This window comes from Pseudomonas sp. s4 (genome assembly GCF_046764235.1).
Classification (GTDB): Bacteria; Pseudomonadota; Gammaproteobacteria; order Pseudomonadales; family Pseudomonadaceae; genus Aquipseudomonas; species Aquipseudomonas asiatica.
This window is the reverse complement of record NZ_CP177209.1, coordinates 4268071-4281669: the sequence shown is the minus strand read 5'-3', so window position 1 is coordinate 4281669 and position 13599 is coordinate 4268071. Positions and strand designations below refer to the sequence as shown.

14 protein-coding genes are annotated in these 13599 nt (G+C 62.2%); 12 read left to right on the top strand and 2 right to left on the bottom strand.

Annotated elements, in window-relative coordinates; all coding sequences use genetic code 11:
* Positions 1–70: 70 nt before the first annotated feature.
* The 3 genes from ACK56M_RS19920 (at position 71) to ACK56M_RS19910 (ending at position 2593) form a co-directional block, all read left to right on the top strand.
* Entirely contained in the window at positions 71–547 is a 477-nt protein-coding gene (locus ACK56M_RS19920) for a sigma-70 family RNA polymerase sigma factor (protein ID WP_015271105.1), read from the top strand.
* Between the two features lie 168 nt (positions 548–715).
* On the top strand, positions 716–1195 hold the full coding sequence (locus ACK56M_RS19915) for a hypothetical protein (protein WP_015271104.1): 480 nt from the start codon (positions 716–718) through the stop codon (positions 1193–1195).
* 72 nt (positions 1196–1267) lie between these two features.
* Positions 1268–2593 (top strand): MFS transporter, encoded by a 1326-nt coding sequence (locus tag ACK56M_RS19910; protein WP_054572524.1) that lies wholly within the window; start codon positions 1268–1270, stop codon positions 2591–2593.
* Positions 2594–2775: 182 nt separating this feature from the next.
* Here the strand turns inward: ACK56M_RS19910 and ACK56M_RS19905 are convergent, their stop codons facing one another.
* Positions 2776–4440 (bottom strand): electron transfer flavoprotein-ubiquinone oxidoreductase, encoded by a 1665-nt coding sequence (locus tag ACK56M_RS19905; RefSeq protein WP_411958948.1) that lies wholly within the window; start codon positions 4438–4440, stop codon positions 2776–2778.
* A gap of 556 nt (positions 4441–4996) precedes the next feature.
* On the opposite strand from ACK56M_RS19905, the gene ACK56M_RS19900 reads away from it, so the two are divergent.
* The 9 genes from ACK56M_RS19900 to ACK56M_RS19860 all read left to right on the top strand — a co-directional run bounded on the left by ACK56M_RS19900 (position 4997) and on the right by ACK56M_RS19860 (position 12058).
* Positions 4997–5746: an electron transfer flavoprotein subunit beta/FixA family protein gene (locus ACK56M_RS19900; protein WP_411958947.1), complete on the top strand. Its 750-nt coding sequence runs from the start codon at positions 4997–4999 to the stop codon at positions 5744–5746.
* Positions 5747–6676: an electron transfer flavoprotein subunit alpha/FixB family protein gene (locus ACK56M_RS19895; RefSeq protein ID WP_013973453.1), complete on the top strand. Its 930-nt coding sequence runs from the start codon at positions 5747–5749 to the stop codon at positions 6674–6676.
* 77 nt (positions 6677–6753) lie between these two features.
* Positions 6754–7575 (top strand): substrate-binding periplasmic protein, encoded by an 822-nt coding sequence (locus tag ACK56M_RS19890; protein ID WP_015271100.1) that lies wholly within the window; start codon positions 6754–6756, stop codon positions 7573–7575.
* Positions 7576–7584: 9 nt separating this feature from the next.
* Positions 7585–7938: a DUF4398 domain-containing protein gene (locus ACK56M_RS19885; RefSeq protein WP_013973451.1), complete on the top strand. Its 354-nt coding sequence runs from the start codon at positions 7585–7587 to the stop codon at positions 7936–7938.
* Entirely contained in the window at positions 7935–8747 is an 813-nt protein-coding gene (locus ACK56M_RS19880; protein WP_015271099.1) for an OmpA family protein, read from the top strand. Before ACK56M_RS19885 ends, ACK56M_RS19880 begins: the two co-directional genes overlap by 4 nt.
* A gap of 289 nt (positions 8748–9036) precedes the next feature.
* A complete protein-coding gene (locus ACK56M_RS19875; protein ID WP_013973449.1) occupies positions 9037–10479 on the top strand; it encodes a PLP-dependent aminotransferase family protein in 1443 nt (480 codons plus the stop codon).
* Between the two features lie 63 nt (positions 10480–10542).
* Positions 10543–11034 (top strand): hypothetical protein, encoded by a 492-nt coding sequence (locus ACK56M_RS19870; RefSeq protein ID WP_015271098.1) that lies wholly within the window; start codon positions 10543–10545, stop codon positions 11032–11034.
* A 130-nt stretch (positions 11035–11164) separates the two neighbouring features.
* Positions 11165–11419: a YkgJ family cysteine cluster protein gene (locus ACK56M_RS19865; RefSeq protein WP_023661894.1), complete on the top strand. Its 255-nt coding sequence runs from the start codon at positions 11165–11167 to the stop codon at positions 11417–11419.
* Positions 11420–11452: 33 nt separating this feature from the next.
* Positions 11453–12058: an START domain-containing protein gene (locus tag ACK56M_RS19860; protein ID WP_054572523.1), complete on the top strand. Its 606-nt coding sequence runs from the start codon at positions 11453–11455 to the stop codon at positions 12056–12058.
* A 114-nt stretch (positions 12059–12172) separates the two neighbouring features.
* Here ACK56M_RS19860 and gltA read toward each other — a convergent pair whose 3' ends face one another.
* Positions 12173–13462 carry a citrate synthase gene (gene gltA, locus ACK56M_RS19855; RefSeq protein WP_013973445.1) on the bottom strand — a complete coding sequence of 430 codons (1290 nt, stop codon included), beginning with the start codon at positions 13460–13462 and terminating at the stop codon, positions 12173–12175.
* Between the last annotated feature and the right edge of the window lie 137 nt (positions 13463–13599).

The following is a 13599-nucleotide window of genomic DNA, read 5'->3' as shown; positions in this document are numbered from 1 at the left end:
CACTCGGTCCCGCGTTGCTGCCTGAAAGGGCTTTCTGGCATAGGCTGGCAGGACGATCTCAGGTAACGTCGTGGAACATTACTATCGCGAACTGGTGGGTTTCCTTTCTTCGCGCCTGGGCAGTCGTCAGGCCGCCGAAGACGTAGCGCATGATGCCTACCTGCGAGTGCTGGAGCGCACCGACGCCGAGCGCATCGAGCACCCGCGTGCTTTCCTTTACCGCACCGCGCTCAACCTGGTTGTCGACCGCCACCGCCGGCACCAGGTGCGCCAGGCCGAGCCACTGGAGGTGCTGGACAACGACGAGCGCTGGCACACCCCGGCGCCGACCCATGACATGCAGCTCGACCAGCGCCTGGCGCTTATGCAGCGTGCCCTGGATGAGCTGAGCAAGGTCTGCCGCGACTGCTTCCTGCTGCGCAAGCTCGAAGGCTTGTCACACCACCAGATTGCCGAGCACCTGGGTATTTCCCGCAGCCTGGTGGAAAAGCACATCGTCAACGCCATGAAGCACTGTCGTGTGCGCATGCGCGAGTGGGAATCCTGATCGCCGGGTTGAAGGCGGATGAAAATTCCGTCAGTCGATCACTTGATTTCCACGGTTTTCCCGACTTCTATCAAAGAAGACCCTTGCCAGGCGTAGCCTAGGCAGCAGCCGTTACTGGCGCAGTATGGTCATGGAGCCTAACCATTTCCCAACTGCCCAGGTCCCACCATGGCCAACAAGACCCTGCGCATCCTCATCGCCGATGCACACCCCTGCCAGCGCCTGCAACTGGAGCGGCTGCTCAACGGCCTGGGCTACTACCGGATAGCGCCAGTGGAAAGCTTCGAGGAGCTGCAGCGCCTGGTGCTGAGTGCCTTGCAGCCTTTCCACCTGTTATTGGGCAATATCGAGCTGGCCAGCCATGTCGGGGTCGATCTGGCGCGCTTCTGTCGCGTCAGCACGCAGATCCAGCATGCCCTGCTTTATCACTCCAACCAGTTGCAAGTGCCGTTGGTGCCGCAGACCGAGCGCCAGGCCGTCAGCATGAGCTTGCCCCAGGTGCCCGACAACGAGGCACTGGAGGCATTCATGGCGATCATCGATTCGCCGCTGCAGGTCGGCAGGCTACCGCTGCCGGGCGCCATGCCGGCTGCCACGGCGCGGCCACGGCCGAAGGCCAATTTCGTCAATACCATGTTCAACCGCTAAAGCCGCAGCGGGCGGGGCAAGGGGGCAGCTATTTGCTATCCTCTTGCCCTTTGCCGATTTGCGGACCCTGCCATGACTGCCATCGATACCGCTCGCCCGCCACGGTTCAGCCGCGGCGACCACCGGACCCTGGGCCTGGCGGCGTTGGGCGGCGCGCTGGAGATCTACGATTTCATCATCTTCGTATTCTTTGCGCTGACCCTAAGCCAGTTGTTCTTCCCGCCCGAGATGCCCGAGTGGCTGCGCCTGCTGCAAAGCTTCGGAATCTTTGTCACCGGCTACCTGGCGCGGCCGCTGGGCGGCATCCTTATGGCGCACTTCGCCGACCACCTGGGACGCAAGCGGGTCTTCAGCCTGAGCATCCTGATGATGGCCCTGCCGTGCCTGTTGATCGGGGTGATGCCGACCTACGCCGACATCGGCTACGCTGCACCGCTGATCCTGCTGGCACTGCGTATTTTGCAGGGCGCGGCGGTGGGCGGCGAGGTGCCGAGTGCCTGGACCTTCGTCGCCGAGCACGCGCCAGCCGGGCGGCGCGGTTATGCCCTGGGCTTCCTGCAGGCCGGCTTGACCTTTGGCTATCTGCTGGGGGCACTGACCGCGACCTTGCTGGCGCAAGTGTTCACCCCGCAAGAAATCCTCGACTACGCCTGGCGCTACCCGTTCCTGCTCGGCGGGGTATTCGGCGTGATCGGCGTGTGGCTGCGTCGTTGGCTCAGCGAAACACCGGTGTTCCTTGCCCTGCGCGCGCGCCAGGAGCAGCCGGTGAGCTTCCCGCTGCGGCGGGTGCTGGGCGAACACCGCCGGGCGTTGATCCCGGCGGCGCTGCTGACCTGCGTGCTGACTTCCGCCGTGGTGGTGCTGGTGGTGATTACCCCGACAGTGATGCAGCAGCGCTTCGGCATGAGTGCCGGGCACACCTTTGCCCTTAGCAGCGTGGGCATCGTCTTCCTCAACATCGGCTGCGTGCTGGCCGGGCTGCTGGTCGACCGTGCAGGCGCCTGGCGCGCACTGATGCTCTACAGCCTGTTGCTGCCGGTGGGCATCGGCGCGTTGTATGCCAGCCTTGTGGGACAGTGGGGCGTGACCTGGCTGGCCTATGCGCTGGCGGGCCTGTCCTGCGGTGTGGTGGGCGTGGTGCCGTCAGTGATGGTCGGGTTGTTCCCGGCCGAGATCCGCGTGTCGGGCATCTCCTTCACCTATAACGTGGCCTACGCGCTTTGGGCCAGCACCACGCCGCTGGCGCTGATTGCGCTGATGCCGTGGAGCCCGTGGGTGTGTGTCGGCTTTTGTCTTGCCATGGGCACGGTGGGGTTGCTGACGGCCTTGTACTTTGGGCGTCGGGAACCATTGGCGTTCGCGGCAGAGCCGATGCCGGTAATGTGTGGTGAAAAATAGTTTTCTGTTGTTTGTTCTGGCCTCATCGCCGGCAAGCCGGCTCCCACAGGGATAGCGCATGGCTCGAGGTCGATGCGGTCGAGGTGGGAGCTGGCTTGCCGGCGATGAGGCCGGTACAGGTAAAACAAAAAGCCCCCGGCTCGTGAGAACCGGGGGCTTTTTGTTAGTGCAGGTCAGGGGCCTTACATGTTCGGGTAGTTCGGCCCGCCAGCGCCTTCAGGGGTGACCCAGGTGATGTTCTGGGCCGGGTCCTTGATGTCGCAGGTCTTGCAATGCACGCAGTTCTGCGCGTTGATCTGGAAGCGCTTGCTGCCGTCTTCCTGGGTGACAACCTCGTACACGCCTGCCGGGCAGTAGCGCTGGGCCGGCTCGTCATACAGCGGCAGGTTGCTGGCGATCGGCACGTTCGGGTCGGTCAGCTTCAGGTGGCAGGGCTGTTCCTCTTCGTGGTTGGTGCTGGAGAGGAATACCGAGCTGAGCTTGTCGAAGCTGAGCTTGCCGTCCGGTTTCGGGTAATCGATCTTCTGCGACTCCGCCGCCAGCTTCAGGCAGGCGTAGTCCGGCTTGGTGTCGTGCAGGGTGAACGGCAGCTTGCCGCCGAACCAGTTCTGGTCCACATAGTTGAATGCCGCGCCCAGCAGCGGGCCGAACTTGTGCATGGCCGGGCCGAAGTTGCGGCTGGCGAACAGCTCCTCGTACAGCCAGCTGGCCTTGAAGGCGCTGACGTAACCGTTGAGCTGGTCACCGCCTTCGCTGCCGGCGATCAGTGCATCAGCCACCGCTTCGGCGGCGAGCATGCCGGACTTCATTGCGGTGTGGCTGCCCTTGATCTTGGCGAAGTTCAGGGTGCCCAGGTCGCAGCCGATCAGCGCGCCGCCGTTGAAGACCATTTTCGGCAGCGAGTTGAAACCGCCCTTGCAGATGGCACGGGCACCGTAGCTGATGCGCTTGCCGCCTTCGAGGTATTGCGCCATCACCGGGTGGTGCTTGAGACGCTGGAACTCGTCGAACGGCGACAGGTACGGGTTGGCGTAGGACAGGTCGACGATCAGGCCGACCACCACCTGGTTGTTTTCCAGGTGATAGAGGAACGAACCACCAGTGTTGTCCTTGGCCATGACGTCCAGCGGCCAGCCAGCGGTGTGCACCACCAGGCCCTGCTCGTGCTTGGCCGGGGCGATTTCCCAGATTTCCTTCAGGCCGATGCCGTAGTGCTGGACGTCGGCTTCGCTATCCAGGTTGAAGCGCTTGATCAGCTGCTTGCCGATGTGGCCACGGCAACCTTCGGCGAACAGGGTGTACTTGCCACGCAGCTCCATGCCAGGGGTGTACATGCCGTCTTTCGGGTTGCCTTCACGGTCCACACCCATGTCGCCGGTGACAATGCCGCGCACCACTCCGTTTTCATCGAACAGCGCTTCCTGGGCGGCGAAGCCCGGGTAGACTTCCACGCCCAGGTTCTCGGCCTGCTGGGCCAGCCAGCGGCACAGGTTGCCCAGGGAGATGATGTAGTTACCCTGGTTGTGCATGGTCTTGGGCACGAACAGGTCAGGCACCTTGGTCGAACTGCCTGCATCCTTGAGTACGTAGATGTCGTCACGCTTCACTTCGGTGTTCAGCGGCGCGCCGAGCTCTTTCCAGTCGGGGAACAGCTCGTTCAGGGCGCGGGGTTCGAACACCGCGCCGGAGAGGATGTGGGCGCCGACTTCAGAGCCTTTTTCCACCACGCAGACGCTGATTTCGCTACCGGCTTCGGCGGCCTTCTGCTTCAGGCGGCAGGCGGCGGACAGGCCCGCCGGGCCGGCGCCGACGATGACCACGTCGAATTCCATGTATTCGCGTTCCACTGGTTCTCTCCTACTCATCAAGGCTCGTGCTGTTGCTTTGTCTTATTGGGTGCGCGGGGCATTCGCAGCGGTTCTACGCAACGGCGGAACTGTAGCTGGGCAAATGACGGACTACACCGTTTTGTCTTGGCCGCGCATTATATCTACACCACTTGGCGGGTCCAATACAAACGTTTGTTTGAATTTGCCGCAGGCCAGTAAAATCACAGGAACGCGGCTGGAGGGTGACCGATTTGCCGTATTGACCGGATTGGGTGTTACGGTCAAGATACGAGCGGTTTTACGTTCGCCGTAGGCTTGCAGCCGGGCGCAGGTACACCTCTAAAGACCAGGTGTGGAGCAGGGTTTTGCGGCCTTTGGCCGGTTTGTAGTGGAGTTTACACGCCACGACAGAAAATGACCCGTGAGTATTTGTCGCAAGAGTCCGGACAAGACTGTTCGGTCACTGTGAAGTTACCGCCTCCCGGTACGTTTTTAGAGGTGCCCTTGTACCCACGCGCATCGCAGGGCTCTGCCCCTGGCGACTATCTATTCACCGGAGAGTAACGAGGAATCCATGAAGGTTCTTGTAGCTGTCAAACGAGTGGTCGACTACAACGTCAAGGTTCGCGTCAAGGCGGACAACTCCGGCGTCGACCTTGCTAACGTCAAGATGTCCATGAACCCCTTCTGCGAAATCGCCGTGGAAGAAGCCGTACGCCTGAAGGAAAAGGGCGTCGCGTCCGAGATCGTCGTCGTTTCCGTCGGCCCGACCACTGCCCAGGAGCAACTGCGTACTGCCCTGGCCCTGGGTGCCGACAGTGCCATCCTGGTCGAAGCCGCTGACGAACTGAATTCCCTGGCCGTGGCCAAGGCGCTGAAAGCCGTTGTCGACAAAGAGCAGCCGCAGCTGGTCATCCTCGGCAAGCAGGCCATCGACAGTGACAACAACCAGACCGGCCAGATGCTGGCTGCGCTGACCGGCTTCGCCCAGGGCACTTTCGCCTCCAAGGTCGAAGTGGCTGGCGACAAGCTGAACGTCACCCGTGAAATCGACGGCGGCCTGCAGACCGTTGCACTGAACCTGCCAGCCATCGTCACTACCGACCTGCGCCTGAACGAACCGCGCTACGCGTCGCTGCCGAACATCATGAAGGCCAAGAAGAAGCCGCTGGAGACTGTTACTCCAGACGCGCTGGGCGTTTCCCTCGCCTCCACCAACAAGACCCTGAAGGTTGAAGCCCCGGCTGCCCGCAGCGCTGGCATCAAGGTCAAATCGGTGGCCGAACTGGTCGAGAAGCTGAAGAACGAAGCGAAGGTAATCTAAATGACTATCCTGGTTGTCGCTGAATACGAGAACGGTGCCGTAGCCCCGGCCACCCTGAACACTGTTGCTGCTGCCGCCAAGATCGGTGGTGATGTGCACGTGCTGGTCGCTGGCCAGAACGTGGGCGGCGTTGCCGAGTCCGCAGCCAAGATCGCTGGCGTGGCCAAGGTGCTGGTTGCCGATAACGCTGCCTACGCCCACGTCCTGCCAGAAAACGTTGCGCCGCTGATCGTCGAGCTGGCCAAGGGTTACAGCCACGTGCTGGCGCCGGCCACCACCAACGGCAAGAACATCCTGCCGCGCGTTGCCGCGCTGCTGGACGTGGACCAGATCTCCGAGATCATCTCGGTCGAGTCCGCCGACACCTTCAAGCGCCCGATCTATGCTGGTAACGCCATTGCCACCGTGCAATCGAGCGCTGCCATCAAGGTCATCACCGTGCGTACCACCGGCTTCGACGCCGTGGCCGCCGAAGGTGGTTCGGCTGCCATCGAAGCCGTTGGCGCTGCGCACAACGCCGGCATCTCGGCCTTCGTTGGCGAAGAGCTGGCCAAGTCCGACCGCCCAGAGCTGACCGCTGCCAAGATCGTCGTTTCCGGCGGCCGTGGCATGGGCAACGGTGACAACTTCAAGCACCTGTACAGCCTGGCCGACAAGCTCGGCGCTGCCGTCGGTGCTTCGCGCGCCGCGGTCGACGCCGGCTTCGTGCCGAACGACATGCAGGTCGGTCAGACCGGCAAGATCGTCGCGCCGCAGCTGTACATCGCCGTCGGTATCTCCGGCGCGATCCAGCACCTGGCCGGCATGAAGGACTCCAAGGTGATCGTGGCGATCAACAAGGACGAAGAAGCGCCGATCTTCCAGGTAGCCGACTACGGCCTGGTCGCTGACCTGTTCGAAGCGGTTCCGGAGCTGGAAAAGCTGGTCTGATCCGCCTGCTTCACTTATAAAGAACCCGGCCCTTGTACAGGGGCCGGGTTTTTTTTGGTCTGTACAAGGAGTGAGCAATGGTGCTGCGTAAAGCAGGCGGGGTGCTGGCATGCCTGGCGGTGCTGGTTTCGCCGCTGGCCATGGCGGCGGGCAAGTGTGAACGCCTGGTGGCAACCGGCAGCCCTGATTCACCGCCCTATTCATGGCAGGACCCCAACGACCCGAAACACCTGATCGGCGCCAACGTCGACCTGCTGCGCCAGGTGGCTGGCGAGCTGGGTGTGAAAGTGGAGGTGCTGAGCGCCGGCCGTCGTGACCAGGCGCTGGAAGAAGTACGTAGCGGGCGGATAGACCTGCTGCTCGACACCCCCATGCAGGTGGAGCAACTGACCGCGCTGGACTACATCCATCCACCCCTGCAGCTCAACGAATACCTGGTGTGGACGCGCCACGACGCCACACTGACCTTCGAGGGCCCGGCTGACCTGGCCCAGTACCAAGGCAGTTTGTCCGAGCGCGCGCGGCTGACCCCGGCCTTTACCGCTTTCGCCAAGGCCCAGCTGAAGCTGGTGCCGGCACAGAACCTGACCCAGGCATTCCAGAAGCTGGTGCTCGGCCAGGTGGATTATGTGCTCGCTGGCCGCTATTCGGGCATCGCCATGGCCCAGAGCCTGGGCATGAGCAATGACCTGATCACCCGCGGCCTGCCGGTGGATCGGCCGGGCCTGTACCTGGCGCTGTCGCACAATTCGGCCTGCAATGACAGCTGGCTGCGTGGGCAATTGGCGAAAAAACTGACAGAATTGCCGATCTCCGGAGCATCCGAGGCCGTGCTGCAACGTAATGTCGAGCGCTGGAAAGCGCAGCTGCAGGTGCCGTCGGACGCCCCCAAACACTAGGAAGATTGCGTGAGAACCCAACCACTAATCCTTGCCCTGGCCGTGCTCGGCCTGGCTGGCTGCGCCAACGATCCGGCCCCTAACGAGCAGATGCGCATCTCCGAACAGGCACTGGAGCAGGCCAGGGCCGTCGGTGCCACCGAGCAGGTCGATGCGCTCAAGCTGGCTGAAGACAAGCTGGCCCGGGCCAAGACCAACATGCTCACCGAAGACTACCGCGATGCGCGCATGCGTGCCGAGCAGGCCGAGCTGGATGCGCGCCTGGCCGAGGCCCAGGTACTGAACCAGAAGAGCGAAGAGCAACTGCAACTGCTGCAGTCGCGGGTCCAGCGCCTGCGCAAACAGTTGGAGGTGCAGCCATGATCCGTCGCATGCCATTGGCCGCGCTGGCAGTGCTGGCGCTGGCGGCAGGTTTGCAAGGTTGCGCCAGCCAGCGCAGCAGCGCAGCGCTGGATGATGCCACTGCAGCTTTCCAGAAGGTCAAGGATGATTCCAATGTGCTGCGCAGCGCGCCGCGCGACGTGATTCGCGCAGGCGAGTCGCTGGCCCGTGCCGAGCGCCTGTCCAGCTACATCGGCACCGGTGCCGACGTGCGCCATTACGCCTACCTGAGCCAGCGCTACAGCGAAATTGCCAGTGAGCATGCCAAGCTGGCGTTGAACCAGGAGCGCCAGGCCAAGCTCGACCTGGAGCGCCAGCGCCTGCAGCTGGCCCTGCGCGAGGCCAAGCTGGCCAGTGTTCAGCAGCAGGGCAAGTGGGTCGAATCGCAGATCGCCGCGCTGGCCTCGGAGCAGGCCGACCGTGGTCTGGTGATGACCCTGGGGGACGTGCTGTTCGACACCGGCCGCGCCGACCTGAAGAACTCAGCCAGCCGTACCGTGCTCAAGCTGGTGCAGTTCCTCCAGCTCAACCCGCGCCGGGTGGTTCGGATCGAGGGCTATACCGACAGCACCGGCCCGGCCGAGGACAACCTGAAGCTGTCCCGTGACCGGGCGCAAGCCGTGGCCGACATGCTGGTAGACCTGGGTATCGACGAGAAGCGCCTGCAGGTCGAGGGGTATGGCGACCAGTACCCGATCGAGGCCAATGCCTCGGAGCGCGGCAGGGCGCAGAACCGTCGGGTGGAGATCGTGTTCTCCGATGACAAAGGCAAGCTGGCGCCAGCACGCTGAATCATGTGAAAGGGGCCGCTTTGCGGCCCATCGCAGGCAAGCCAGCTCCCACAGGTGATGAACAGGGCTTGAGGTCAATGCATCAAGGTGGGAGCTGGCTTGCCGGCGATGGGCTGCGAAGCGGCCCCGCTTTTCGTCGGGCTACCCGGGCTTGATCGTTTCCATGGCTGTCACGCAACTGTATTGTTGACTATCCTGCGATCTGTCCCAGTACACTTTGCAACTGTTACGGTATCCTCTACCGTCAGACACAAGAACAACGAGCCCGTCCGCGCGTCGAGAGCCAGCCATGACCAACCTGCTGTTGTACCAGCGTATCGCCCAGCAACTGGCCGATGACATCCGTCGTGGTGTCTACCAGCCAGGCGAGCGGGTGCCCTCCGTGCGCAAGATGAGCGCCCAGCTCAATGTCAGCCATGCCACGGTGCTGCAGGCCTATGCCAATCTCGAGGACCAGGGGCTGATTCGTGCGCGGCCGCAGTCCGGCTACTACGTGCACCAGACCCCGGCCCTGACCGCGCAGACCCCGGACATCGCCCGCGTGGAGCGCCCCGGCCTGGTCACCCGCGCCAGTATCATCCAGCAGGTACTGACCGAGGCTCGCCGTGATGGCGTGTTCCCGTTCGGCGCCGCTGTGCCGCATGTCGACTACCTGCCGGTCCGTGCATTGCACCAGCAGATTGCCAAGGTGACGCGCTTCCACAGCCCGCGTGCCTTCAGCTACATGTTCAGCCCCGGCTTCGAGCCGCTGCGCCGGCAGATCGCCATTCGCATGCGTGATGCCGGCGTCCTGGTCGACCCGCGTGAAGTGATCGTGACCCATGGCTGTGTCGATGCGCTGCAGATGTCGCTGCGCGTGCTGACTCGTCCAGGCGACCTGATCGCGGCCGAATCGCCCACCTATTACGGTCTGCTGCAACTGGCCGACCTGCTGGGCCTGAAGGTGATCGAGATCCCCAGCGACCCGTCCACCGGCATCAGCCTCGAGGCGCTGCAACTGGCGGCCAACCAGTGGTCGATCAAGGCCCTGGTCCTGACCGCGCGCCTCAGCAATCCGCTGGGTGGCACTGTGCCGGAAGAGCGGCAGAAACAGTTGCTGCGCCTGGCGTCGGACTTCGATATCCAGATCGTCGAGGATGACATCTATGGCGAGCTGATGTTCGAGCAGGGCAAGACCAAGGCGCTCAAGGCATTCGACCGGCTGGACAGGGTGATCTATTGCTCGAGTTTTTCCAAGACCCTGTCCCCCGGCGTGCGCGTTGGCTGGATGATCGCCGGGCGCTATCAGGACGAGATCCAGCGCCTGCAAACCTTCACCACCCACTCGGCCTGCAGCGTGACGCAGATGGGTGTGGCGGCCTACCTGGAGAATGGCGGCTACGACCGGCACCTGCGTTACATCCGCCAGGAGTACCGCAAGAACCTCAGTGCCTACCAGCTGGCGGTGCAGCAACACTTCCCCGAGGGTACCCAGATGACCCGGCCGACGGGCGGTTTCATCCTTTGGGTGAGCCTGCCGGGGCGGGTCAACACCCAGGAGCTGCATGTGCGTGCGCTGGAGCAGGGCATCAGTATTGCGCCGGGGCTGATCTTCAGTAACACCGAGCAATTCAACCACTGCATCCGCCTTAATTGCGGTATACCGTGGAACAAGGAAGCCGAGCGCGCGGTGATCACCCTCGGTTTGCTGGCCCAGCAATTGTGCCGGGAGCCAGCGGCAGCATTTTTATAGGCTTGCCACGCGCCTGTGGAACAGGGAGCATACGCACTTTTCCTGCCAGTCTGTCCATTTGCCATGAATGCTCTGCGCCGTTTTGCCCTGATCTTGTGCCTTGTACCGCTCTGCAGCCTGGCTGGTGTTGCCCAGGCTGCGCAGCCGGCAGGCCAGGCGCAGGCGGCCAAGCCAGTGCAGAAAGCCAAGCCGGTGCAGAAGGCCGGAGCCAGGCCAGCGCACAAGCAACCAGCAAAAAAAGCCGGTAACAGCAAGGCCAGGCCGGCGCGCAAGCAGGTGAGCAAGGAGGTTGCCAAGCCGCTACCCAAGGCAAAGCTCGACCTCAGCCTGCCGGCCGAGATGGTCGATAACCTTGAGCCAAATGTGGGCAGCCTGTCGCCGATACAGCGTCGCAAACCTCTACTGCCCCCCATGTTCACTGAAAAGCCGGAGACCAGCGACAGCCCGTTCCAGCTCAATGGCCGGTTGATCAGCAATGAAATGCAGCTGCAGCTACGCAATGACAGCCGTCGGGAAGTGGAAGGGGCGGCCATCGATTTCGAGTACCGCCAGTAGCTGGCGAACTGACTGCCGGGTCACAGCAGATTTCATCGTGCCAGCAATTTCAAACGCCTGTTTGAGCGGTTACTATCCAGGGACGTTCGTCCCGTTTTGTTTCAGGGAGTCCTTATTTTGGTGAATAGCCATGAACTGTCGTGAGGGCTGTGGTGCCTGCTGCATCGCCCCGTCCATCACCTCCGCGATGCCGCGCATGCCCAATGGCAAGCCGGCTGGCGAGCGCTGCCTGCACCTGACTGTCGACAACCTCTGCGACTTGTTCGGCAAGCCCGAACGGCCTGCGGTGTGTGGTGGTTTCAAGGCGGATGTCGAGGTGTGTGGCAGTGATCGTGATGAGGCCATAAGGATTCTCGGCTGGTGGGAACAGATAACGGCGGCGTGACAGGCTGGATCTTCGAAAACAAGGATAAACATGATGAGATCGTTCAAGCGTATTGCTCTGCTGTGTGGCATGGGTGTTCTGCTGTCGCCTGCGGCCTGGGCCGAAAACTGGCAGGTGGCCAAGGACGAGGAGGGGATCAAGGTTTCCCTTAGCGAAGTGGCCGGTTCCAAGTACAAGGCCTATCAAGGTGTCACGGTGATCAAGGCGCCGCTGGCCAAAGTGCAGGCGTTGCAGGAGGACGTGGTCGGGGCTTGTGCATGGATTCACGAGTGCAAGTCGCAGAAGCTGCTCAAGCACGAAGGTGACCAAAGCTGGACCTACACCCAGTTCAATACGCCATGGCCGGTGACGCCGCGGGACTCGGTGTTGCATGTGACTACTGTGAAGAAGGCTGATGGCAGCCTGGTGCGCAACCTGAAGGAAGAGCCGACCTATATCCCGGAAGAGAAGGGCTTTGTGCGGGTGGCGAAGGTCGAAGGCTTCTGGAAGCTGGTGCCAAAGGGCGACAGCACGGAAGTGACCTATCAGGTGCACACCGAGCCGGGTGGCAGCGTGCCGGCGATGGTGGCCAACAAGTTCGTGGTGGACGCGCCGTTCAATACTCTGAAAGCGCTGCGTGAGCGGGCGGAGAAGAACTAAGGCTTTGTGTCGCTCGTGCTGGACTCTTCGCGGGTTTGCCTGCGAAGAGGCCAGCACAGGATGAATAAAAAAAGGCTGCCCGAGGGCAGCCTTTTTGCGTTCGGCTAGGGAAGCTTACTTGCGGTCCTGCAGCGCAACGATGTCGCGCTTCTGCTCGCCGGTGTACAGCTGGCGCGGGCGGCCGATCTTGTACGGGCTGGAGAGCATTTCTTTCCAGTGCGAGATCCAGCCCACGGTACGTGCCAGGGCGAAGATCACGGTGAACATGCTGGTCGGAATGCCGATTGCCTTGAGGATGATCCCCGAGTAGAAGTCGACGTTCGGGTACAGCGAGCGCTCGATGAAGTACGGATCGGTCAGGGCGATCTCTTCCAGGCGCATGGCCAGTTCCAGCTGCGGGTCGTTCTTGATGCCCAGCTCGCGCAGGACTTCGTCGCAGGTCTGCTTCATCACGGTGGCGCGCGGGTCGCGGTTTTTGTACACGCGGTGACCGAAGCCCATGAGCTTGAACGGGTCGTTCTTGTCCTTGGCCTTGGCGATGAACTTGTCGATGTTCGAGACATCGCCGATTTCATCGAGCATGGTCAGTACCGCTTCGTTCGCACCGCCATGGGCCGGGCCCCAAAGTGCGGCGATACCGGCGGCGATACAGGCGAACGGGTTGGCACCCGACGAACCGGCCAGACGAACGGTGGAAGTGGAGGCGTTCTGCTCGTGGTCGGCGTGGAGGATGAAGATCCGGTCCATCGCCTTGGCCAGCACCGGGCTGATCGGTTTGATCTCGCACGGGGTGTTGAACATCATGTGCAGGAAGTTTTCCGCGTACGACAGGTCGTTGCGCGGGTACATCATCGGCTGGCCCATGGAGTACTTGTAAACCATCGCGGCCAGGGTCGGCATCTTGGCGACCAGGCGCACCGCGGAAATTTCGCGGTGTTGCGGGTTATTGATGTCCAGGGAGTCGTGATAGAACGCCGACAGGGCGCCGACCACGCCGCACATCACCGCCATCGGGTGGGCGTCGCGGCGGAAGCCGTTGAAGAAGGACTTCAGCTGCTCGTGAACCATGGTGTGGTTCTTCACGGTGCTGACGAACTGAGCCTTCTGCTCGGCATTCGGCAGTTCTCCGTTGAGCAGCAGGTAGCAGGTTTCGAGGTAGTCGGACTTTTCGGCGAGCTGCTCGATCGGGTAGCCGCGGTGCAGCAGGATACCTTTGTCGCCGTCAATGTAGGTGATCTTCGACTCGCACGAGGCAGTCGCCATGAAACCAGGGTCGAAGGTGAAGTGACCAGTGGCCCCCAACCCGCGGACGTCGATTACATCAGGACCAACGGTGCCGGTTAAAATGGGCAGCTCGACGGGGGCAGCGCCCTCGATGACCAACTGCGCTTTTTTGTCAGCCATGTGGCCTCCTATTAATGCTTGAAATCATCAGACAGACCCCCCACGCAGGGCCCGCACCACTATAGAGGGATAAATTCAGATGTCAATTTGCCTAAAGGCTTGTTGAAACAGGCATTGAGGCCTGATTTTTCGCGAAA